Origin of the sequence: Nonomuraea sp. NPDC047529, from assembly GCF_040642995.1 — a bacterium.
Lineage (GTDB): Bacteria > Actinomycetota > Actinomycetes > Streptosporangiales > Streptosporangiaceae > Nonomuraea.
The window spans coordinates 29,389-49,729 of sequence record NZ_JBEYTJ010000053.1; the positions used below are offsets into that span (position 1 = coordinate 29,389).

Genomic DNA, 20,341 nt, shown 5'->3' on the forward strand with positions numbered 1-20,341 from the left:
ATCCGTCACCTGATACGCACACCGTCAACGGCGTCCATGGCCGCCGCCATACCCTGAGCGCCTCCGGGCCGTAGCGGGGGCAGAGTGTTTCTGCCCCCGCTATCGCGGTTACTTCACGGAGTAGGCGTCGGCGAGGACCTGCTGGACGGAGTTGCCGTCCTTGTCCTTCGCCTCGACCTTGATCGAGATGCTGCCCGGCCCGCCGGGGTTCTGCACGAGCACCTTCTCGCCGGCCACCGCCGTGGCAGCCGTCCAGTGCGCGCCCTTGTCGGCGGAGATCCAGACTCCTCGCAGCGACGGCGACCTGCCGCCTTGCGGCTTGACGGTGAAGGTGAACGGCTTGCCCGCCTGGACGGTGTCGTTCTCCGGCAGCCCGAGCCCGTACGCGAGGTGGATCAGCGGCGCCTGGGCGCAGGGCTGCTTGTCACCCCACAGCACCGTGTCCAGGCAGGGCTGCGGGGCGCTGTCGCCCGTCGGACGGGCGGACCGGAACGTCCAGGTGGTCTCGACGCCGGTGCCGGAGTGCTTGCCGGCGAACCCGTCCTTCCACGAGTCCGTGAGCCGGTACGCGCCCGACCCGGCGGGGACGGTGTAGTAGGGCAGGCCCATGTCGTCGTACTGCGGCTTGACCTCGGTGGCGCCGCTGAACAGGTGGATCTCCTCGGTCCCCGGAGCGCCCTGGTACATGTGGCCCGGGTTGGAGGCGTCGGAGTAGTAGCCGTAACCGAGCGAGGTGAGCGCGCGCAGCCGCAGCCGGTCGCCCTGGCGGCAACCGTCGCAGTAGACGGCCGAGGTGACCCAGTCCGGCAGGTCGGGGCCGGTGGTGAACTGGGAGGGGACGATGGATTCGTTCCAGTCCTCCCGTTCCTTGGCGGCGCCGGCGAAGCCGCGCAGGGAGCTGGCGACGCGAGCCTCGCCCGAGGTGGTGAGGTCGAAGAAGGCGTAGTCACGCCCCCACAGCACGTCCCGGCCGGCCGCGTTGTAGTACTCGGTCCTGGTCGTGGGCCCGGTGAAACTGTGCGAGCCGCGGATGCTGAAGCGCTGCTCGGGGGAGTAGGTGTGGTCGGCCTCGATGAAGTTCGCGTCCGGCCCCCACGTGCCCGCCGGCGGCGGGAACTGCGCGTGGTAGGTGGTCGCGACCTCGGTGAGGTCGCGGGCCTTCGGGGCGAAGTTCAGGCGGCCCGCTGTGGTCCCCTTCATGTAATAGGCCAGTTTGTACTCGAACGGGGTGGTGGGCGTGACGTGCAGGCCGGCGCTCGGGTACGGCTTGCGAGCCAGGGCCTTGCCGAGCTGGTCGGCCTCGCCGCTGTCGATCCACAACAGCGGGATCCTGTTCTGCGCCGCGTAGGCGGGGTCATGGAGGATCCACGCGAACCGGTCGCTGGTGACCACGCCCGCGGCCCCCGCCTTAATGGCCAGGTCCAGGTCGGCCAGGAAGGGGTCGAGCGCGTCCCTGGCCGGGAGGAAGACGAGTTTGCCGCGCGCGTCCGCGCCGCCGCGCATGTCGTCGCCCGTGGTCAGGCTCAGCCGCCGGTCGGCGGCGAACTTCGGCACCAGCGCGTCGTGCTCGCTGATGTAGTGGGGGCTGAGCCGGAGCCCCGGCACGGCCAGCTCGACCTCGGGAGCGCGGCGGATCTGGTCGAAGAGCACCGTGGACGTGCCCACCGTGGGCGCCTTCCGCACCCGCGTGACCCAGTACTTGCCCCTGTTGAGCACCTGGTAGCTCAGCAGCGAGGCGCTCGCGTACATCTGCCCCGAGGCGGTCGTGCGGGCGGCCATCACGTTCGTGAACACCGGCTCTGACGGGCGCGGCGTGCTCACCTGGATGGGCTCGACGTCGGTCGCGTCGAGGGTCACCGTGGTGTCGCCGTCGAGCTTGATCTCGGGAGCGAGCAGCACGGAGTACTGCATCTGCCGGTCCGGCTTGGTGAACCACGAAGGCGTGGCGCTGAGGGAGTAGACGCCGCCGTGAGCGAGTTTGAGCTCGGTCTCCAGCGTGCCCGGCGTGTCGGTGGTCCGCCAGTCCAGAACGTCCGTGGTCATCGGCTCCCCTTCGAGGAGCGGGTCGGTGTCGCTGACGCGCACGGCGGACAGGACGTTCTGGAGCACCGTCCACTCCGGCCGGCCGACGAACCTGACGCGCACAGTGTCCGTCCTGGCGCCCTTGCGGAACGCGATCGGCGCCGTCAGGCGGGTCGTGCCCGCCGTGGCCGTCAGGCGCCCCTCGTACCAGCCCGGGTCGCCGAGCGTGGGCTCGATGGTGAGGTCCGCGCCCGCGGACCCGCCCGCGGGGACGGTCAGCGACGACGGGCTGAGCGTGGCCATCCCGGAGGGCGGCTGGGCGTCGCCGTGCTTCAGCGTCATGGACAGGTTCAGCGTGACCGGTTCCTTGCCGGTGTTGCGGAAGGTCACCTTCCTGGTCAGCGTCTGGCCGGTGTACGGGTCGCTGAAGCCGGCGTAGACCGTCGCCAGGTCGTCGAAGACCTGCTGGGTGACGGCCTGCCCGATGTCCAGCCGCCCGGAGCCCTGGTCGTAGAGCGGGTCGTCGCCCGGCTTCGCGGTGGCCGTCAGAGCGGTCTTGAGCTGCTCGGACGTCCAGTCGGGGTGCTGCGCGGCGAGGATGGCGGCGGCGGCCGCGACGTGCGGCGCGGCCATCGAGGTGCCGGACGCCGCGGTGTAGTTGTCGTCGATCGGGCCGCCGCCCGGGATGCTGCTGCCCGAGCCCAGCGAGGTGCCCGCCGCGCGCGCCGCGATGATGTTCACGCCGGGTGCGGTGATCTCCGGCTTGATCGCGAAGTCGTCGCTCAGGCGGGGACCGCGGCTGGAGAACGAGGCGACCTTGTCGGCCGGGTCCACCGCGCCGACGGTGAGCGCCGAGGTCGCCGCGCCGGGAGCGCCGACGGTGTACCGGCCGGGGCCCGAGTTGCCCGCCGCGACCACGAACAGCGTGCCGTACTGGGCGGTGAGCTCGTTGGCCGCCTGGCTCAGCGGGTCGGTGCCGTCGGTCGGGTTCGAGCTGCCCAGACTCATGTTGACCACCCGGACGTGCTCGCCGGCCGCCTGCCACTGCATCGCCGCGATGATCTCGGAGTCGTTGCCGCTCCCGTTGTCGCTCAGCGCCTTGGCGATGACCAGTTTGGCGCCGGGGGCGACGCCCTTGTACTTGCCGTTCGAGGCGGCGCCGCTGCCCGCGACGATGGAGGCCACGTGGGTGCCGTGGCCGAACCGGTCGGTGACCTCGTCAGGGTTGCCGCCGCCCGGGCTGCCTTCGGGGACGAAGTTGCGCGCCGCGGCGATCATGCCCTGCAGGTCGGGATGCGCGGTGTCGATCCCGGTGTCGATGATGCCCACCTTCGCGCCCGTGCCGTCGTAGCCGGCCGCCCAGGCGGTGGGTGCGCCTATCTGCGTGTTGCTGACGTCGTCGAACGCCTTGACCTTGCCGTCGAGCCACACCTTGCGCAGGCCGCCCGCCGCGGACCTGGCGCTGCCGAGGCCCTGGTCCCGTCCGAGGGACTGCCAGAACGTGGTGGCCTGCTTCTTGTCCACCTTGATCGCGGCGCCGTCGATGCTGTCCAGCACCATCGGCTCCGCGCCGCCCTTCAGCGACCTCGCCTTGCCCGCCAGGTCGCCGGCCTTGGTCTGCGGCGGGTACTGGACGATGAGGGGGATCTGTGCGGACTTGGCGTCCCCGTACCCGTTGGCCGCCAGGTAGTCGATGTTGAACAGTTCCTTGTCAAGGATTCCCTTGGTGACGTAAGGCCCGGCGTCAGCGGGGATCACGTAGTAGCCGTGATCGTCCTGCTGCGCCTGGAACGTCCGAGCCTCCCGGCCGTCGCCGGGCTCCAGTGTCGCCGACGCGCGGCCCTTGCCGTCCTTGGTGTAGGTGACGGTGTCCCCGGTGATCAGCGTGATCTTGACCGGTGGCGTGCCGGTCACCCGCGCGTCCGTCTTGGCGGCCAGGGGTGTCGCGGTCGTCGCGGTGGCCGCTTCCGGCACCGCGACGAGCGGCACGGCGAGTGCGGCTGCGAGTAAGGCCACGAGTCTGCGGCGCCGAGGGGTGGACAGCATGCGCACAACTCTCTCCAGACTGAAAGATCGTCCATCGTCGCCCATGCGCGATGGAGATCGTTTCCTCGCTGACCTAATCTGGGATTCAGTCAGGACACAAGAGCGCAGAACGGGCCAAAACCCGCCAGGTGGCGGTAACCCGCCGCCTCTGTCGCCGGGAGAAGAGGGAGCCGTCGATGCTCGAAGCGATCGGCCTCTCACCGGCCGAGAGCCGTCTGTACGCGACGCTCGTCGAGAACCCGCGATCGTCCGCCGACGAGCTCGCCACGCAGTGCGGGATCTCGCCGCTGCTCGCGGGCCGCACGCTGGCGGCCTTCGCGCGGCGCGGCCTCGCCAGCAGGCTGCCGGGCCGCCGCGCCCGTTATGTCGCCGTCGCTCCCGACATCGCCATCAGGCCGCTGCTCGCCCGTCACGAGGAGGAGCTTCACCAGGTACGTACGGCCATCAGTGAGCTGACCAGCTCGTTCAACCTGGCCTCCCGCTACGCGACGCATCCGGCCGAGCAGGTGGAGGTCATCACGGGGACCGACAACATCGTCAACAGGGCGTACGCGCTGCAGGACAGCGCCCAGGTCATGTTCCGCAACATCGACAAGCCCCCGTACGCCATGCGCGGTCACGGCGACAACGTCGCGCGCGAGCGGCACATGCTCAAGTCGGGCATCGACTACCGCACCGTGTACGACCGGGAGGCCCTGGAGGTCCCCGGCAAGTTACGCCTCATCCAGGAGTCCATCGCCCACGGGGAGAAGGCCCGCGTGGTGGCCGAGGCGGCGGCCAAGATCTGGATCGCCGACGACGCGCTCGCGCTGATCCCCATCCGCAACAGGTCCAACTCCATCGACGCGGCGTTCATCCTGCACCAGTCGGCCCTGCTCGACGCGCTGATCGCGCTGTTCGAACGGGAGTGGCAGCGGGCGTTGCCCTTACGCGCCGCCCCCCGACCCGCCGCGCACACCGATGAGCTCGACGAGCTGACCAGGGAACTGCTCGGGCTGCTCGCGGGCGGCCTGACGGACGAGGCCATCGCGCGGGCACTGGGGCTCGGGCTGCGTACCGTACAGCGCCGCATCCACGCCGTCATGCGCGACCTGAACGCCGTGACCCGCTTCCAGGCCGGCCTGGAAGCCCGGGAGCGCGGCTGGATCTAGCTGTCGACCGGGTCGGCGCGTGGGCTCCGGCCCTGCTGGGCGAGGACGGGGACCTCGCCAGGCGTTCGTGATCCCGCGGTAGGGCCACAGGTCCGAGCCGCACACGCACGCCGCGGTCACGCGGATGATCGCGTCGGTGGGTTGGACGATCGCCGGGTCCGTCCGCTCGTCGACACGGACGTCACCGGGGGCATGCAGGACTACGCCACGCATATGAATTTCCTTCGAAAGTCGTTGAAACCGGGCCAGGAGCGCGTCGAGCACCGGGCGGTCCCACTGATCCTGTTTCCGGACCTGGGCCCGACCAGCTCCGTCCTCGGAGAAGCCAGGGCATCCGCAGGGCCTTCCTTTGCCACGGCCCCTGCCCGAACTGCCGTCCAACCAGGGCGCCCCGTCCTGCCGGTCGGCCTGACCGAAGGGACGGAACGGGGATGGCCGGCGGCCGTCCCCGGCCCTTTGCTAGATCGCGGCCCTGTCCAGAAGGGCGGCCACCTCATCGGCCCTGAACACGAACCCCGCATGTGACGTGTCCAGGGTGTGCACGTCGTACGGGTTACCGGGTGTCAGGGCGTCCGCTTCGGCGATCAGCCTGTCCTGCATGGCCACCGGCAGTGAGCGGTCGCCGGTCAGGCGGATGTAGGCGCGGGCGATGGTGCCCCAGGTGCCGGCGTCGACGCGGGCGTCGGCCGTCATCACCGCGATGGACTCGTCCGGCTGCAGGATGTTGAGGAAGGCACGGAACTGCTCGTCGCTGACGTCCGCCATGGTGGCGGCCTTGAGCGCGTTGAGCAGTTCCGGGTTCGCGGTGCGGTGGTTGGCCGGCCGACGCCGAGCCGGGCGGGGTCGCCGACGTTGAACGCGGCCAGTGGGGCCATCAGGTTGCCGGCGAACTCGGGCTCCTGCATGTACTCGATCGGGTTGGCGCACCGCACGCACGACCAGGCGGAGATGTAGACGAGCCGATCCACCAGGTCGGGGATGACGTTGCCCGCACCGCTGATGGTCAGGCCGCCGAGGCCGGCCGCCACCAGCACCACGGGCCCGTGCTCCGCCACGCGCCGGACCACGTCGACGACCGCGTCCACGTTGTCTCGCAGGGTGACGTCGGCCAGCGTGGACGGCTCGGTCGCCCACGCGTCGAGGTCCTGGGGCCTGGTAGGCGAGCGTTTGCCGGGAACGGCGTGCGGCTGCCGGGTGAGAACGCGACAGGACAAGCCGTGGGACAAGGCCGGCGGTCGGCTGCGGGCGGAACCCATGTGGTGCGCGGCTTGTGCCACCGCACCTGTCCGCGGGGTCGCCTCAGATCGCGCCGGTCGTCGAACGACCGGCGGGCAGACCGCTTCAGCTACGGCGAAGACGGATGAACTTCTCGATCACGCCTGAGAGCGGAGTCGGCGCCGCGCATGCGTCTGGGATGAACTGACGCCGCTGTTTCGGCAGCACGTCCAGCCCTACGGCGAGGTACGGCTGGACGCGTTCGGAGCTCATGGCACGCGCCGTTCGCCGTGCCCGAACCTGGTTGGGCCGCTGAAAGTGCGTTGCAGGCGGTCTGCTCCTCAATGGTGGTCAAGTCCCCATACAAGAGGAGGATCCGATGAACCGCAGCTTGCGTACCCTGTTCGGCCTGACCGCCACCGCCGCGGCCATCGCCCTGGCCGTCCCGGCCATGAGCGTCGCCGCGAACGCGTCGCCGCCCTCGCCTTCCGACATCAACAACCCCAGCCACGCCCACGATCTCGCCCGGGCGCGCTCGTTCCTGTTCACCTACACCTTCAACGACCACCTCAAGGTCGCTGGCGGCAACTTCACCGTCGACCGCCGCGTCTTCGTGACCGTCAAGTTCAACAACGGCGTCACGAAGTTCTCCAGATGGGTGATCGCCCGCACGCACCCGGTCACGCCCGGCGGTGCCGTCTACGTGGAGACGACCATCGCCGCCCCCTGCGCCGGAGGCAAGAACGGCTACGCGCAGGCCTACGACGAGGCCACCCGTACCTGGTCGCCGCGACTGCCGGTGACGATCTGCCAGCGCATCGACTGACGGCCGTGGAACATCTTCGTCCCCCCGGTGGATGAGCCCCAGGTATCCGACCACCTTTCCGCCGCCCCGGGCGTGCTCCTTTCCGAATGCACCACCCGCCCGCCGAGCGCCCCTCAAGGGTTGGTGGGGAGGTGATCCAGTCCAGCGCCCAGCGGTTGAGGTCGAGCAGCACGGTGCCGAGCGCGGCGCCCTTCTCGGTCAGTCGGTAGTCGACCCGTACCGGGGTGGTGGCCTGCACGACCCGCTCGACGAGCCCGTCGGCCTCCAGATCCTTCAGGCGCTGCGACAGCAGCTTGTCGGTCATGCCGGGAACGGCCGCCGCGATGTCGCTGAACCGCGTGGCCCCGCCGAGCAGCGCGCGCAGCACCGTCGCGGCCCAGCGGCGACTCAGGGTGTCCATCGCCGCGGCGTAGTACGGGCAGTACGGCCGGATGTCGTCAGGATCCAGCTGGCGAGTCGAGCAGACCCGGCAGGTCGGCGACCGGGTCGAACGCTCCGGCAGGAATCTGACCCACATCTACATCACCCATGGTCATGGTGATCACTGGTTCGGCGCGTCGCTGCTGGCCGAGCGTTTTCCGGGAGCGGTGGTCGTCGCCACCGAGGGCACGATCCGGCTGATGCACGCCTCGATCAGCGGGCGGCGCCGGTCGTTCTGGGGCACGTTGTTCCCCGGGCAGCTTCCCGACCTGCGGGTGACCGCCCAGCCGGTGCCGGCCGGGGGACTCGTGCTCGAAGGGCACGAGCTGCGTCCGATCGAGGTCGGCCACAGTGACGGCGACGACTCCACCGTGCTGCACGTACCGGTGCTCGGCCTGGTCGTCGCCGGTGACGTCGCGTACAACAACGTGCACCAGTACCTCGCCGACGGCGGGTTCGACGGCGGCATCGACGCCCGGCTCCACGCCATCGAGACGGTCCGCGCCCTGCGGCCCGCAGCGGTGGTGGCCGGGCACAAGGATCCGGATCGCCCGGACGATCCACGCATCCTCGACGAGACCGCCGAATACCTGCGTACCGCTCGTGAGGTGGTCGCCGCCAAGCCCACCCCCCGGGAGTTCTTCGACGAGATGACCCAGCGCTACCCAGACCGCCTCAACCCGGGCACCGTCTGGCTCAACGCGCAGCGGCTGGCATGATGCGCGCCGTACGGTTCCACGAGTTCGGCGGCCTGGAGAACCTGCGGATCGACCAGGTGCCGCGACCGACGCCGGACGACGCCGAGGTGCTGATCCAGATCACCCGTGCCGGGGTGAGCCCACTCGACGACAAGGTCCGCAACGGTGTGCTGCCCCCGTCGATGCGCAAACCGCTGCCGCTGGTCCCCAGCGCCAGCGCCGTGGGCCGGGTGATCGACCCCGGCGCCTCCGGACCCGCGCCCGGGACGCGCGTCCTGCTGTGCGGCTGGGGCTACGGGACGAAACTCGACGGCACGTGGCGGGAAGAGGCGGCCGTCCCGTCCAGCCACCTCGTTCCCATCCCGGAGCAGGTCGGCGATGACGAGGCCGCGGCCCTGGCGGCCGGTGCGGGATATCTGACCGCCTGGTTGGCGCTCACCGAAGTCGCCCGCGTCCAGCCGGGGCAGGTCGTGCTGGCGCCCGGCATCTACGGCGCGGTGGCCTCGGCCGCGGCGCAGGTGGCCCCGCTCCTCGGCGCCTCCGGGGTCATCTCCACTGCCCGCGGCGCCGACCGTCTCGCGGCGCTCCCGCAGACCGACGGCCTCGACGTCATCGACCTCGAAACCGAAACACTGGCCTCCGGCGTCGCCCGGCTGACCGACGGCGCCGGCGTGGACGCGGTCCTCGACGGTCTCGGCGGCGACCTCATCGGTCAGGCGCTCGGTGCGTTGCGTCAGGGCGGGGTCGTGGTCAGCATCGGATACACGGCCGGCACCAAAGCGGCCATCGACGTCACCGACCTGATCTGGAAGACCGCCCGGCTCGAAGGATTCCTGTTCACCGCGTTCGCCCACCAGGAACTCGCCGACGCCTACGGCACCCTGCTCGGGCATCTGGCCGCAGGCGCCCTGCGACCGGCGATCGACCGGGTCTATCCGCTGGAGCAGGCCGCCGAGGCACAGCGCCGGGTCGTCGAGAACCGCCCGATCGGCAGAGTCTTCCTCGACCCCCAGGCATAGAAGGGCCTTCGAGGAGGCTGAGTGCCGGAAGTAGCGACCTGGGGCTTCTTCGCCTGTCCGCGATCCGTGACGTGATGGCCGTGACCTCCCACAGCTCCGGCCGGCCGGACGGCGCCAGGACCTCGGTGACCTTGGCGACCTCGTGGCGGGGTGCGGGTCGGTCCATGGAGCCAGGTGGTCGTCCGCAGAGGCTTCTCCCAGGAGCGGCGCAGGTCGAGGACGCGCTGACGGCGCGCCCCGCAACTGCGGCCGGTGGTGCGGTACGCGGCCCGCAAGGCCATTGAGGTGCAGCTCGCCCACGCGGGCGCCCTCCCGGATCTTCGATGTCAGCGGGGGTGCCGGTGAAGGCGGGTGTGGACGCGCAGGAGGCCGGGGACGATGGCGTACACCACGGCGGGGACCACGATTCCGGTGAGGACGAGGGTGCGCAGCGGAAGCGGCAGCGGTGCGAGGACGGGCCCCATCACCACCTGGACCAGCATGATCATCGAATAGACCGACAGCCAGGTGATCGCGGCGCGACGGTGAACGGAGGGAGCGGGAGTTCGCCGACCACGGCCCGGAGGCGGCCCGGCTGGATCGGGTGGCCGCCGCCGCGGGCGTCAACAAGGCGCATCTACCAGTACTTCGGCAACAAGGAGCAACTGTTCGCCGCCGTGCTGACCTGGGCGCTTAAACAGCTCGCCGAGGCCGTGCCGCTGGACGACGCCCTGGCCGGCGACCTGCCGGAGTACGCCGGCCGCGTGTACGACTACCACCGTGAGCATCCGCAGTTCATCCGTCTGCTGCACTGGGAGGGGCTGCACCGCGCCGCCGGCCCCATCGCGGCGGGGGAGGAGCGCGGCGCCCACTACGCCTCCAAGCTGGCAGCGCTCGCCGCCGCCCAGAAGGCGGGTGCCCTGAACGCGGACTTCGCGCCCAGCGAACTGCTCCACGCCGTGATCGCCCTGGCCGGATGGTGGTACGCCACGCCGCAGCTCGTTCACATGATCATGGGACAGGACGGTGCGGACAACGCTCGCGACACCCTCGTCCGCCTGGTCGCCAAGATCGTCGCATGACGCCACCCCACAGCCCGCCCCAAACGTGGGGGAACGCCAGGCGGGTGGGGGCCGGCCCGTCAAGCGACGGGTCGCGGTGCCCCCGTCCGGGAACCGCTGAGCAACAGGCCGCCGGCGAGGACGACCGCCGCGGCGGTGGCGCCGTGCACGCCGAAGGCGGTTGCGGGGTCTCCACCGGAGAGCAGCACGATGAACATGTCGCCGATCGGGGTGAGCGCCGCAGCCAGCACCACCCACCCCAGGACCCGGCGGTTGCCAGTCATCAGGACCGCGAGAATCACCAGGCCGGACGCCAGATCCCGGACGCCCTTGACGGCGAGGAATCCCGCACCCTCGCCATGAGGCCAGCTCGGCAGGCCGAAGTTGGGCGCCATGGATTGAGGGGCCAGCAGATAGCTCACCCCGACATAGCCGATGAACAGGGCGCCGACGAAAGCGAGAACAACACCGACAGTGGTACGAGATGGCACCTTTGCGGACATCAAGACATCTCCTTCAATGCTGATGGGGTCAGGACGCCTGGCGGTCGCGGGTCCAGGCGGGGCTGTCGAGGAAGTGGTGGTCGTAAAGGTCCTGGGAGGCCAGCAGTTCCTCAAGCGTGGCCTCGCCTTTGCGGAGGCGGTCGAGCAGGCGGAAGTACTCGAAGCGCTGGATGCCAGGGGCGACGATGACGAGAAGGTCGGCTGTGCAGCCGGGGGCCGCGGCGAAGGCATGGGGCGTCAACGGGGGCACGGACGCCACGTCGCCCGCCTCCAAGGTCACGATCTCCTCGCCTGCCAGGACGCGCGCCCTGCCGTCCAGGATGTAGAAGAGTTCGGTCGAGGTGGCGTGGTGGTGCGGCACGGCGCCGTCGGCGCCGTCGGCGAGCGTCATCCTGATGGTGCTCAGCGCGCCGCCGGTGTCGCTGGAGTCGAGCAGCAGTCGTCCGGTGGCGGTGGGCGAGATGATGGTCTCGGCGTCGATCTCGTGGACGACTGCCGTTTCTACGATCATTGACAAGTCAGGCTCACTTCGAGGGCAGGGGACACGAGTCGTTTCTGCGCAGGCTCGCGGGCCGCGAGGTGTCACCAGGTGGGCAGGTCGATGGCGGTGGCGGCGCGGTGGATGGGCTCGACGACCTTGGCCATGATCCGGTCCTTGCCGGGCAGCAGGCCGACCAGGCGCAGCATCAGCATCGACAGGCGCACCTGGGAACGGCTCGACAGGACCATCCGTTTGATGTTGGCGGTGCCCAGGGCCTGGTTGGCCTCGACGAAGGAGCGCATCCGCGCCTCGTACGCGGGGAAGGCGATGGTGTGGTCGCCGCCGGCCCGTTTGAGCTCGGCCGCCAGCACGTACGCGCCGACCAGCGCGAGGCTGGTGCCTTGGCCGGAGGCGGGCGAGGCGCAGTAGGCCGCGTCGCCGACCAGCGCGACCGGGCCGGCGTGCCAGGTGTCCATGCGCACCTGGCTCATGGAGTCGAAGTAGAAGTCGGGCGCGCCGGTCATGGCCTCCAGCAGGCGCGGCACCTCCCAGCCTGATCCGCGGTAGGCGTCGGCCAGGGCCTGCTGCTGCTCGGCGCGGTCGCCTGCCCTGCCGGTGGCGGCCCACAGGAACATGGCCTTCGCGCCGGTGTCCTGGCGGGTGCTGTAGAGCAGCGCCGTGCGGCCGGGGCCGACGTAGGTGAGTTCCTCGCGGTCGAGCCCGAGGTGGTTGGGCACGCTGAAGATCGAGACGTTGTAGCCCATGTCGTGGACGAAGCGCTCCTCGGGCCCGAAGGCCAGGGCGCGGGTGTTGGAGTGCAGTCCGTCGGCGCCGATGACGAGGTCGAAGTCGCGGACGAGCCCGCCGGCGAGGGTGACCCGGGTGCCGTCGATGGCGGCGATGGAGTCGCCGAAGACGTACTCGACGCCGTCAGTCGCCTCGTGGAGGAGCCGGACGAGGTCGCCGCGGTGCAGTTCGGCGTCCTGGTGGACGCGGCCGCCGAAGCTGTCGCCGTCCATGCTGGCCACCTTGCGGCCCTCGCCGTCGACGACCGAGCCGGTGCGGACGTCGGTGCGGAGGGCACGGATCTCCTCCAGCAGGCCCATCCTCTCGACGACGTCGAGGGCGGCGCCCCGGATGTCGACCTTGTAGCCGCCTTCGCGGACGTCGGTGGCGCGCTCGACGACAGTCGGGGTGAAGCCGTGCTCGCGAAGCCAGTAGGCCAGGGTCGTGCCCGCCATGCTGGCGCCGGAGATCAGGATGTTCTTCATGTCCCGAATAGTACGCACGTGTTAGACAAATGTGCAACACGGATGTGTAAGATGGCGTCATGGGAAATCGAGAGGATCTTCTGAACGGCGCCAAGCTCTGCCTCTACGAGAAGGGCTACTTCCACACGACCGCACGTGACATCGCCACCACGGCCGGGGTCAGCCTGGCGGCGATCGGCTACCACTACGGCACGAAGGACGCGCTGCTCAACGAGGCGGTGGTGGAGGCGATGCAGGAATGGGCCGACGACCTGGGCCGGGCCCTGGCCGAGCCGGGAGACTTCGAGACGACCTGGGCCAAGGTCATCGAGTCCTTCACCCGCGCCAGGCCGCTCTGGGTGATCCAGTTCGAGCTGGTCGCGCACATGGCGCGCACCCCCGAGTTGCGCGAGTCGTTCGCGGAGGCGGGACGGCAGGCCAGGCTGGGGCTGGCGGAGCTGTTCGGCTCCGACTCCGAGAAGGTGGGGGCGGTGATCCAGACGCTGGTGGGCGGCCTGGCGGCGCAGTGGCTGGTGGACCCGGACGGCGCGCCGGCTCCGGCGGACCTGCTGGAGGGCTTGCGGGTCCTGATGGGGCGCGCGCAGGTGCCGTCCGAGCGGTGAGGCCGCGCACCGGTGATCCGCTCCGAGCGACGAACGATCTCGGGGTTGAGCAAGGAGAGCCCCCGAGAGCCATGACGTCCGGGAACGCGCCCATGTCCGCGTGGTCACCCGTTCGGCGGTTCCCGCTTGACGTGCTGCGAAGTTCGGCCCCTCCGGTGATGGCCCGCCAAGACCAAGGCCTACGAGGAATCCCAGGACCCCGGCCTGGCGGCCGGCCCAGGGCATGCTGATCGTCACTGCTTTGGCTCGTCGTCGGTGGGCGCACGCCGGTCCCCGGATACGCCCGCCCCTACGGTCCGGTGCGGCCGGGACTATTGACGCTTTGTGGACCTCCACGCGCCGGCCTCGGCAGCGCGGCCGGCGCTCCAGATCATCGTCCGCTGGTGGACCCGCCGGCCGTCGTGCCGGAGGCCGGGCACCAGTGGTGCCGGGCCGTGCTCGGCGAAGCCCATGCGCTCGAAGAACCGCACCGCCCGGGTGTTCTCGACCAGGGTCTGCAGGTGGCAGCCGGGAGATCCGGCCTTCCTGAGCCGGTCGAGCCACCGGCTCATCAGCCCGTCGGCGGCACCTGTCCCTCGCGCTTCGGGTGCCACGTTGATGTGCAGGTGCGCGGGCCACCTGGCGTCGGCGAACTCGCCGACGCCGGGCTGCCTGCGGACCGCGGCCCACGCCAGATCGGCCAGGCTGCGCGCGAAGAAGGCCGCCGGCCTGGGACGGAAGACCAGCCGGTAGGTCCGCATCGCCTGCTCCATGCGCTCGCCCTCGCCGGGGAACCTCGCAGTGTCGAGGCATCCCGTCAGGTAGCCCACCAGGGCGCCCCCGGCGACGGCGACGAAGAGCGAGTCCGGCTCCAGCTCCATGTAGGGGTCCAGGTAGACGGCCGCCTCCGAGTCCACGTGCCCCCACAGCGACGCCGTGGGAGCGCCCTCGCCCACGCGCTCGAACAGCTCGCGCAGCTCGCCGCGGTCACTCGGCGCGAACGTACGGATCTCCATGCAGCCCCCCGTATTATGTACGCTCTACTCTGTACTGCATACACGATTATTAGACTATATGACGTACACAGATTCCGACCGCACGAGAGGATGTTCGATGGCCGAGCTGCCACCCGTCGTGGCGCGGATGTGGGGCCGCGAACCCACCACGCGCAGAGGCCCGAGGCCGCGCCTGGACCTGGCCACGATCACGACGGCCGCCATCGAGATCGCCGACACCGAGGGGCTGGCCGCCGTCTCCATGAGCAACGTCGCCGCCCAGGTGGGCGTCGCTCCGATGGCGCTCTACCGGTACGTCGGCAACAAGGACGAACTGCTGACCGTCATGGCGGACAGCGCCGTGCCCCCACCGCCCGAACGCGGGAACCTGTCCTGGCGCGACTACCTCGCCACGTGGACCCGGCTCACCCGCGACCTCCTGCTGTCCCGGCCCTGGCTGCTGGACCTGCGCCAGAGCACCCCGCCCATGGGCCCGCGGCGACTGCTCTGGCTCGACCGGGCCCTGGACGCGTTGTCCGACACCGGGCTGGACGACGGCCAGACGTTCAACGCCGCCACGGTGCTGAGCGGCTACGCCCTCACCGACGCCACACTCACGCACTCGCTCGGCGCCGGTGGCAAGGAGCTCGCGGCCAGGGCCAAGGGAGCCGCCGAGTACGGCGAGATACTCACCGAGGTCCTGGACCCCGCGACGTACCCGGCACTGTCGGCCATGATGCGTTCCGGCCTGCTCAGGGACTCCACCGGCTGGACGGAGGACGCCGACTTCCGGTTCGGCCTCAACCTCCTGCTGGACGGCATAGAGGCCCTGATCGCCCACCCAGCCCGTTAACCGGCCTTGGCCCCCCTCCGGGGCCGCCTTGGCGCATGTGCGGGACGAGGACGATCTGCTCAGGTGAGCAGGCCCACGAGCTGGGCCATCTCGGCGGGCGGGTCGATCACCGGCTGGATGAGCAGTTCGTCGATGCCGGCCCGTTCCAGGGTGGCGATGCGGGCGCGGAGGTCGTCGCGGGTGCCGACCAGGGTCAGGGTGTTCATCAGCGAGGGCAGGATCAGGTCCCGGTCCTGCGGCGCGATGCGTCCGAGGTAGTCGGGGTAGAGCTTGGTGTGCCGGTCGGGTGCGGTGGCGGTGGTGCCGCGCCGGTCGAGCAGTCGCCGCACCGCCTCGCGTTCCTCGGGGCCGAGTCGCTCGGCGAAGGCGCCTGTGTCGGCGCCTGTGTCGGCGGCGAAGGCCAGCAACGACAGGACGAGGTGGCCCGTCGCGTCCCTGGCCGCGTCGCCGTGGGGGTCCTCGTCCTCGTCGAGTACGTGCAGAGCGGTGACCACGTAGGAGTTCGTAGGGGAGCCGGGAACGCGGGCGGCGCGGCGGCGGGCGTCGTGCAGCGCGTGCCACGCGGTGGGGTCGAGCAGGCCGAAGGAGATCAGGCCGGTGCCGCGGCGGCCGGCGACGGCGGCGGCCTTCGGCCCGAGCTGCGCGGCCACGACGAACTCGATCGGGTCGGCCGTGTTCACGTGCGCCCCGGCGTGCAGGAACCGGACGTCGCGCACCCGGTCGCCCTCGCGGTACTCGATGCTTCGTCCGGCGCACAGGTCCTGAAGGGCGGCGGTGAAGTTCTCCATCGTCGCCGCCGTGGTCGGCCGCATGCCCAACGTGCGGCGGGCGGTGTTGCCGGTGCCGATCCCGCAGATGATCCGGCCCGGGGCCAGGGCGTTGAGGCTGGCGAACCCGCTCGCGGCGGCCGGGGCCGAGCGCAGCGCCGGTGAGGTCACGCCGATGCCCAGCCTGATGCGGCTGGTGGCCTTCGCGCACAGCCCCAGGGCGATGAAGGGGTCGCCGTGGACCATCGGGGTGTCGTTGACCCAGAAACTGTGCAGGCCCAGCTCCTCGGCCCGCACGGCGAGGTCCTCCACACCGGGGTGTGCCGTGACCACGACGCCCGCCCGCATCAGACCTCCAAGGCGCAAGGGACCGACCTGAACGTACCCAGCCTGACATCAGACGGTGGATCGAGCACGTCCAGGCCGGGAAGCCGCGGCCGATCAGGTTCTGCGCGAGATGAACATGATGTACTCGCAGCGGGTGTTCGTGCGGTTGGCGAAGCCGTGGTCGGCGTCGGCCTGGAGGAACAGGGAGTCGCCCGCGTTCAGGGTCTCGACGATCCCGCCGATCGCGACGGTGAGGGTGCCGTCCAGCACCACGAGCTGCTTCTCCGCGCCCGGCGGATACGCGGGCAGCAGCCCGGTGGAGACCTGCGCGGGCAGGTGGTGGATGATCATCTCGGCGCCTCCCGCGCCCGGGGCCGCCGACACCATGTGCCGCTCGAAGCCGGTCTCCGGGTCACGGAAGATCGGGCGATCGTCCTTGCGCATGACGATGGCCACCCCGGACGCGGCGGCCGGCGCGCCGATCAGGTCCGAGAGCGACGCGTCGAGCGCGTGGGCGATCCTGGACGCGACGCCGATCGTCGGGCTCTTCTCACCGCGTTCGACCTTGGACAACATCGCCCGGCTGACCGACGACTGCGCGGACAGCTGCTCCAGCGTCAGGCCCGCCTCCTCGCGGCGTCGCCGCACGTTGCCGCCGAACGCGCCGGCCAGGTCGTCACCGTGCTCTGGTCCGGCCGCGTTGCCGTGTTGCTCGGTCACCGTGCTCCTCGATCGATGGGTACGTCGCTGTGCACAGTGTAGGGTTTCTTCTAAAGAAGATAGAGTCTTCTATTGAAGACGGGCGCCCTGTGCGCCCAGCACGACGGAGGTTTCCATGCGTTTGATGTCGAGTGGCCGGCTCCATGCCACGTTCGAATTCGGCGATCTACAGGTGGTCTCGTTGCGGGACGGGTACATCGACATGCCGCCGACACGGCTCCGCGACGAGGACGGGCGCACGCTCGACGAGCTGCCGGCCGCCGTCCCGCTGGCCGGGGACAACCTGCGCCTGGCGGTGAACGCCTTCTTCGTCACCGACGGCACGCGGTCGCTGCTCGTCGACACCGGCGCGTCCGACGTCTGGCACGACCCCACCATGGGGCTGATCTACGACGCGCTCGACGAAGCGGGGATCGACCGCGCGCAGGTCACCGACGTGGCCATCATCCACAACCACGAAGACCACGTGAGCGGCCTGATCACGCCGGAAGGTGCGGAGGCGTTCCCCGGACTCGAACGCGTGTGGATCGGCGCGGGCGACACCTCGGTGTTCAGGGGGCGGCTGGAGCCGATCCGCGACCGGGTCGTGCCGGTGTCGGAGAACATGGCGATCAACGACTGGGCCACCGCGATCCCGACACCGGGCCACACACCCGGTCACACCGTCTACGAGGTCAGGAGCGGCGCCGGCCGCCTTCTTGTCTGGGGCGACACCGTTCACGTGCCCACGCTCCAGTTCGACCGGCCGAAGGTGTCGTGGGAGTTCGACGGCGACCAGTCCCAGGCCCGTGCCGCACGAGCGGGCCTTCTGGAACAGCTGATCCGGCCGCAGCACTTCGTGGCGGGCGCCCACCTCGACTCACCCGGCATCGCCCGCGTGAGCTCGTCCGGCGAGGGTTATGCGCTGGAGTATCTGGCACCACCGATCGGCTGATCGAATCTGGCGCCGCGCCCGCGACGGCGGCCAAGACGGGCAGTGAGTTCGATGCCGCGGTGCCCGTCCTGGGGCCGCTTGATCGCTGGCGGACGTGGCGGTCGCCGGGTTGACTGCACTGGCGACCACTCTGCCCGTGCCCGCCGACCTGGCCCACCTGGTGGCGGGGAAGTGGTGCCGAGAGGGTTGCCGCATCCCGCCGTCGATCTGCTGGTCATGCCTGACGGAGCCGGCCGGCCGGTCCGGAGACACGCGTCCGGCGGGGACCCCTGCCCGGGGGCCGGCCCCCTGGTCGGAGTGCGGTTGCGACCGGGGACGGTAACCGGTCTGTTCGGCGTCGCGGCACGCGGTGGGCGCCGGCCGCGTTGCTGCCGGATGGCCGTTCTCTCCAAGCCGTGACCGGCCGAGGCCAAGCACGTGCTCACCGACCACCCGGTGTTCACGCCGACGGCGGCCGACGCGGCGTTCACGAGTCCCGGCGGCCGGGGCCCTGTCGATCGGCTGGGCATGCTGGTCCAGCTCCGCACGCTGCCTGGCCCGTGTCGTGGAGCGGCTGGGCGTGCCGCCCTCAGGCTCGTCTCGGTGCTGAAACCTGTCTCGCTCACCTCGGTCGCCGGCACGATCGCGGCCTGGCCGGCGACGGGAGAGATCGTGTCGTCGATGATGACCACCACGCCGCGCTCGCGGCCGGCCGGACATGGTGATCGCCCCGGACACCTGGGCGAAGCTCCTCCGCTGAGCCCCTCGCGCGCTACTCGAACTTGCCGACGGCGGGGACGTCGCCCTTGGTGCCGTCGCCGAACACGACCGGCGCGACGGTGTTGTCGGCTCTGCGGATGTGGAAGGTGCTGCTCTGCTGCCGGTAGACGGCGAGGTTGGTGTACGGGCCCGCTTGGAAGTGGGCGGGTGCCGGGCGGTCGCCGGGCGCGCCGAAGGCGATCCTCTCGATGCGCCCGTTGGCCCAGCGGATGTAGTAGGCGCCTTCCGACGGGCGGTAGAGGGCCAGGTTGTCGTAGTTGCTGAGCTCGTAGTGGCCGACGGCGGGCACGTCGCCGTCCTGGGCGCCGGGGAATGGCACTTTCAACACCGATTCGTTCGCACGCCGGATGTGGAAGGTCCGGTCCGACGGGCGGTAGACGGCGAGGTTGTCGTACTCGACGTTCTCGTAACGGCCGGTCGCGGGCAGGTCGCCGGCCTGGCCGAACGGGACGTTCTCGGTCTTGCCGTCGGCCCAGCGGATGACGAAGGCCCCCGCGGATGGCCGGTAGACGGCGAGGTTGTCGAAGTTGCCGCGCTCGTAGTGCCCGACCGCGGGCAGGTCGCCGGGGACGCCGAGGCTCACCCGGGTGAGCGGTGTGCCGTCCAGCTTGCGGATGTAGAACGTGTTGTCCGTGGGGCGGTAGACGGCGAGGTTGGAGGGTGATCGGTCCCATACCGCGCGGGCGACGAGGACGCCGTCGTGGGCCTCCGGCGCGTACCTGTCGGGGTAGGCGGAGCGCTGCACCTTCTGGCAGACCTCGCCGAAGGGGCGCGTCTGCCAGCTCCCGTCGGGGAACTCGCGCAGCATCGCGTTGAGGAAGGCGTTGGTGGCGGCGACCGGATCGTTCCTGTCGATGTTGCCGTAGGAGCCTTCGGTCTGCTGGAACAGGCCGACGCTCGTGCCGTCCCCGCCGTCGAGGTTGTCCATGGTCGCCTCGGTGATGATGGTCGTCACCGCGAGCTCGGCCGCGCGGATAGGCAGCCCGCGGTCCCTGACGACCTGGGTGACGACCCTCGCGCACGAGATGCGGTACGCCGACAGGCTGTCGTGCATCCGTCCGGTCAGCGCCGGGGAGAGCTGGCTCGCGTTCCAGGCGTCGGCGGCCGGCACGCCCTTGGGGTCGCAGGGTAAGGCCGTGAGCGCTGACGCGGGCGGCGGCGCCACCAGCGTGCCGGTCAGCAGGACGACGAGGGCCGGCAGGGCGGCGGTTGTCTTCATCAGGTCCTCACTGGAAGTGGCCGACGGCCGGGATGTCGCCCCTGGTGCCATCGCCGAACACGACCGGCGCGACGGTGTTGTCGGCTCTGCGGATGTGGAAGGTGCTGCTCTGCTGCCGGTAGACGGCGAGGTTGGTGAGGCGCCCGGTCTCGCAGTAGCCCGGCGCCGGGCGGTCGCCGGGGGCGCCGTAGGCGATCCTGCCGATCTGCTCGTCGGCCCAGCGGATGTAGTAGGCGCCTTCCGACGGACGGTAGAGGGCGAGGTTGTCGTAGTCGCCGGGCTGGTACCGGCCGATCGCCGGCACGTCCCCGCTCTGGGCGCCGGGGAAGGCGATGACCCTGCTCGGTCCCGTCGGCCCTGCGGATGTGGAAGGTGCCGTCCGAGGGGCGGTAGACGGCGAGGTTGTCGTACTCGACGCTCTGGTAGTGGCCGGTCGCGGGCAGGTCGCCGGCCTGACCGAAGCGCACCTCGCTCAGCAGGCCGCCCGTGTGCCT

At 70.6% G+C, this 20,341-nt stretch carries 20 protein-coding genes and 2 pseudogenes; 8 read left to right on the top strand and 14 right to left on the bottom strand.

Translation table 11 applies throughout. The features are described 5' to 3' along the window. Positions 1–108: 108 nt before the first annotated feature. The gene (locus ABZ815_RS46990; RefSeq protein ID WP_357708381.1) at positions 109–4,068 is read right to left on the bottom strand and encodes a S8 family serine peptidase; all 3,960 of its coding nucleotides are present in this window, start codon (positions 4,066–4,068) and stop codon (positions 109–111) included. 176 nt (positions 4,069–4,244) lie between these two features. Between ABZ815_RS46990 and ABZ815_RS46995 the strand changes: the two genes are divergently transcribed. Beyond that, positions 4,245–5,219: a helix-turn-helix domain-containing protein gene (locus tag ABZ815_RS46995; RefSeq protein ID WP_357708382.1), complete on the top strand. Its 975-nt coding sequence runs from the start codon at positions 4,245–4,247 to the stop codon at positions 5,217–5,219. A gap of 69 nt (positions 5,220–5,288) precedes the next feature. Here the strand turns inward: ABZ815_RS46995 and ABZ815_RS47000 are convergent. From ABZ815_RS47000 to ABZ815_RS47010, 3 genes and pseudogenes are all read right to left on the bottom strand, one after another. Beyond that, a pseudogene (locus tag ABZ815_RS47000) lies at positions 5,289–5,432 on the bottom strand (IMP dehydrogenase); the annotation flags it as partial. A 246-nt stretch (positions 5,433–5,678) separates the two neighbouring features. Continuing rightward, the gene (locus ABZ815_RS47005; protein WP_357708383.1) at positions 5,679–5,984 is read right to left on the bottom strand and encodes a hypothetical protein; all 306 of its coding nucleotides are present in this window, start codon (positions 5,982–5,984) and stop codon (positions 5,679–5,681) included. Then, positions 5,912–6,433, bottom strand: a complete 522-nt coding sequence (locus ABZ815_RS47010) for a hypothetical protein (RefSeq protein WP_357708384.1) — start codon at positions 6,431–6,433, stop codon at positions 5,912–5,914. Before ABZ815_RS47010 ends, ABZ815_RS47005 begins: the two co-directional genes overlap by 73 nt. Before the next feature lie 380 nt (positions 6,434–6,813). On the opposite strand from ABZ815_RS47010, the gene ABZ815_RS47015 reads away from it, so the two are divergent. After that, positions 6,814–7,260, top strand: coding sequence for a hypothetical protein (locus ABZ815_RS47015; protein ID WP_357708386.1), 447 nt, complete (start codon positions 6,814–6,816; stop codon positions 7,258–7,260). Positions 7,261–7,450: 190 nt separating this feature from the next. Here ABZ815_RS47015 and ABZ815_RS47020 read toward each other — a convergent pair. Next, positions 7,451–7,615: pseudogene (locus ABZ815_RS47020) on the bottom strand (helix-turn-helix domain-containing protein); the annotation flags it as partial. 76 nt (positions 7,616–7,691) lie between these two features. Between ABZ815_RS47020 and ABZ815_RS47025 the strand changes: the two are divergent. Both ABZ815_RS47025 and ABZ815_RS47030 read left to right on the top strand, forming a co-directional pair. Then, positions 7,692–8,399, top strand: a complete 708-nt coding sequence (locus ABZ815_RS47025; RefSeq protein WP_357708387.1) for an MBL fold metallo-hydrolase — start codon at positions 7,692–7,694, stop codon at positions 8,397–8,399. Continuing rightward, the gene (locus tag ABZ815_RS47030; protein ID WP_357708388.1) at positions 8,396–9,397 is read left to right on the top strand and encodes a zinc-binding dehydrogenase; all 1,002 of its coding nucleotides are present in this window, start codon (positions 8,396–8,398) and stop codon (positions 9,395–9,397) included. Before ABZ815_RS47025 ends, ABZ815_RS47030 begins: the two co-directional genes overlap by 4 nt. Before the next feature lie 326 nt (positions 9,398–9,723). Here the strand turns inward: ABZ815_RS47030 and ABZ815_RS47035 are convergent, their stop codons facing one another. After that, positions 9,724–9,885, bottom strand: a complete 162-nt coding sequence (locus ABZ815_RS47035; protein WP_357708389.1) for a hypothetical protein — start codon at positions 9,883–9,885, stop codon at positions 9,724–9,726. 36 nt (positions 9,886–9,921) lie between these two features. Here ABZ815_RS47035 and ABZ815_RS47040 point away from each other — a divergent pair, with 36 nt between their 5' ends. After that, positions 9,922–10,458, top strand: coding sequence for a TetR/AcrR family transcriptional regulator (locus tag ABZ815_RS47040; protein ID WP_357708390.1), 537 nt, complete (start codon positions 9,922–9,924; stop codon positions 10,456–10,458). Between the two features lie 59 nt (positions 10,459–10,517). Here ABZ815_RS47040 and ABZ815_RS47045 read toward each other — a convergent pair whose 3' ends face one another. The 3 genes from ABZ815_RS47045 to ABZ815_RS47055 all read right to left on the bottom strand — a co-directional run bounded on the left by ABZ815_RS47045 (position 10,518) and on the right by ABZ815_RS47055 (position 12,692). Beyond that, positions 10,518–10,940 carry a DUF4267 domain-containing protein gene (locus ABZ815_RS47045; RefSeq protein ID WP_357708391.1) on the bottom strand — a complete coding sequence of 141 codons (423 nt, stop codon included), beginning with the start codon at positions 10,938–10,940 and terminating at the stop codon, positions 10,518–10,520. 28 nt (positions 10,941–10,968) lie between these two features. Next, positions 10,969–11,451 (bottom strand): cupin domain-containing protein, encoded by a 483-nt coding sequence (locus ABZ815_RS47050; protein ID WP_357708392.1) that lies wholly within the window; start codon positions 11,449–11,451, stop codon positions 10,969–10,971. 71 nt (positions 11,452–11,522) lie between these two features. After that, the gene (locus ABZ815_RS47055; RefSeq protein ID WP_357708394.1) at positions 11,523–12,692 is read right to left on the bottom strand and encodes an FAD-dependent monooxygenase; all 1,170 of its coding nucleotides are present in this window, start codon (positions 12,690–12,692) and stop codon (positions 11,523–11,525) included. Positions 12,693–12,751: 59 nt separating this feature from the next. On the opposite strand from ABZ815_RS47055, the gene ABZ815_RS47060 reads away from it, so the two are divergent. Continuing rightward, complete coding sequence (locus ABZ815_RS47060; protein ID WP_357708395.1) at positions 12,752–13,294, top strand: TetR/AcrR family transcriptional regulator; 543 nt, start codon at positions 12,752–12,754, stop codon at positions 13,292–13,294. A gap of 311 nt (positions 13,295–13,605) precedes the next feature. On the opposite strand, the gene ABZ815_RS47065 is transcribed toward ABZ815_RS47060, so the two are convergent. Continuing rightward, the gene (locus tag ABZ815_RS47065; protein ID WP_357708397.1) at positions 13,606–14,289 is read right to left on the bottom strand and encodes a GNAT family N-acetyltransferase; all 684 of its coding nucleotides are present in this window, start codon (positions 14,287–14,289) and stop codon (positions 13,606–13,608) included. 97 nt (positions 14,290–14,386) lie between these two features. On the opposite strand from ABZ815_RS47065, the gene ABZ815_RS47070 reads away from it, so the two are divergent. Continuing rightward, entirely contained in the window at positions 14,387–15,121 is a 735-nt protein-coding gene (locus tag ABZ815_RS47070) for a TetR/AcrR family transcriptional regulator (protein WP_357708398.1), read from the top strand. A gap of 59 nt (positions 15,122–15,180) precedes the next feature. Here the strand turns inward: ABZ815_RS47070 and ABZ815_RS47075 are convergent, their stop codons facing one another. Then, on the bottom strand, positions 15,181–16,236 hold the full coding sequence (locus ABZ815_RS47075; RefSeq protein ID WP_357708399.1) for an LLM class flavin-dependent oxidoreductase: 1,056 nt from the start codon (positions 16,234–16,236) through the stop codon (positions 15,181–15,183). A gap of 93 nt (positions 16,237–16,329) precedes the next feature. Next, positions 16,330–16,935, bottom strand: coding sequence for an XRE family transcriptional regulator (locus ABZ815_RS47080; RefSeq protein WP_357708401.1), 606 nt, complete (start codon positions 16,933–16,935; stop codon positions 16,330–16,332). 115 nt (positions 16,936–17,050) lie between these two features. On the opposite strand from ABZ815_RS47080, the gene ABZ815_RS47085 reads away from it, so the two are divergent. After that, positions 17,051–17,869 (top strand): MBL fold metallo-hydrolase, encoded by an 819-nt coding sequence (locus ABZ815_RS47085; RefSeq protein WP_357708402.1) that lies wholly within the window; start codon positions 17,051–17,053, stop codon positions 17,867–17,869. A gap of 751 nt (positions 17,870–18,620) precedes the next feature. On the opposite strand, the gene ABZ815_RS47090 is transcribed toward ABZ815_RS47085, so the two are convergent. Then, a complete protein-coding gene (locus ABZ815_RS47090) occupies positions 18,621–19,847 on the bottom strand; it encodes a hypothetical protein (protein ID WP_357708403.1) in 1,227 nt (408 codons plus the stop codon). Positions 19,848–19,854: 7 nt separating this feature from the next. Beyond that, complete coding sequence (locus ABZ815_RS47095) at positions 19,855–20,151, bottom strand: hypothetical protein (RefSeq protein ID WP_357708424.1); 297 nt, start codon at positions 20,149–20,151, stop codon at positions 19,855–19,857. Positions 20,152–20,341 lie beyond the last annotated feature (190 nt).

Coding starts and splice junctions, on each gene's coding strand:
- ABZ815_RS46990 (WP_357708381.1), bottom strand. CDS start 4,068: ATGCTGTCCACCCCTCGGCGCCGCAGACTCGTGGCCTTACTCGCAGCC.
- ABZ815_RS46995 (WP_357708382.1), top strand. CDS start 4,245: ATGCTCGAAGCGATCGGCCTCTCACCGGCCGAGAGCCGTCTGTACGCG.
- ABZ815_RS47005 (WP_357708383.1), bottom strand. CDS start 5,984: ATGGCGGACGTCAGCGACGAGCAGTTCCGTGCCTTCCTCAACATCCTG.
- ABZ815_RS47015 (WP_357708386.1), top strand. CDS start 6,814: ATGAACCGCAGCTTGCGTACCCTGTTCGGCCTGACCGCCACCGCCGCG.
- ABZ815_RS47025 (WP_357708387.1), top strand. CDS start 7,692: ATGTCGTCAGGATCCAGCTGGCGAGTCGAGCAGACCCGGCAGGTCGGC.
- ABZ815_RS47030 (WP_357708388.1), top strand. CDS start 8,396: ATGATGCGCGCCGTACGGTTCCACGAGTTCGGCGGCCTGGAGAACCTG.
- ABZ815_RS47035 (WP_357708389.1), bottom strand. CDS start 9,885: ATGATCATGCTGGTCCAGGTGGTGATGGGGCCCGTCCTCGCACCGCTG.
- ABZ815_RS47045 (WP_357708391.1), bottom strand. CDS start 10,940: ATGTCCGCAAAGGTGCCATCTCGTACCACTGTCGGTGTTGTTCTCGCT.
- ABZ815_RS47050 (WP_357708392.1), bottom strand. CDS start 11,451: ATGATCGTAGAAACGGCAGTCGTCCACGAGATCGACGCCGAGACCATC.
- ABZ815_RS47055 (WP_357708394.1), bottom strand. CDS start 12,692: ATGAAGAACATCCTGATCTCCGGCGCCAGCATGGCGGGCACGACCCTG.
- ABZ815_RS47060 (WP_357708395.1), top strand. CDS start 12,752: ATGGGAAATCGAGAGGATCTTCTGAACGGCGCCAAGCTCTGCCTCTAC.
- ABZ815_RS47065 (WP_357708397.1), bottom strand. CDS start 14,289: ATGGAGATCCGTACGTTCGCGCCGAGTGACCGCGGCGAGCTGCGCGAG.
- ABZ815_RS47070 (WP_357708398.1), top strand. CDS start 14,387: ATGGCCGAGCTGCCACCCGTCGTGGCGCGGATGTGGGGCCGCGAACCC.
- ABZ815_RS47075 (WP_357708399.1), bottom strand. CDS start 16,236: ATGCGGGCGGGCGTCGTGGTCACGGCACACCCCGGTGTGGAGGACCTC.
- ABZ815_RS47085 (WP_357708402.1), top strand. CDS start 17,051: ATGCGTTTGATGTCGAGTGGCCGGCTCCATGCCACGTTCGAATTCGGC.
- ABZ815_RS47090 (WP_357708403.1), bottom strand. CDS start 19,847: ATGAAGACAACCGCCGCCCTGCCGGCCCTCGTCGTCCTGCTGACCGGC.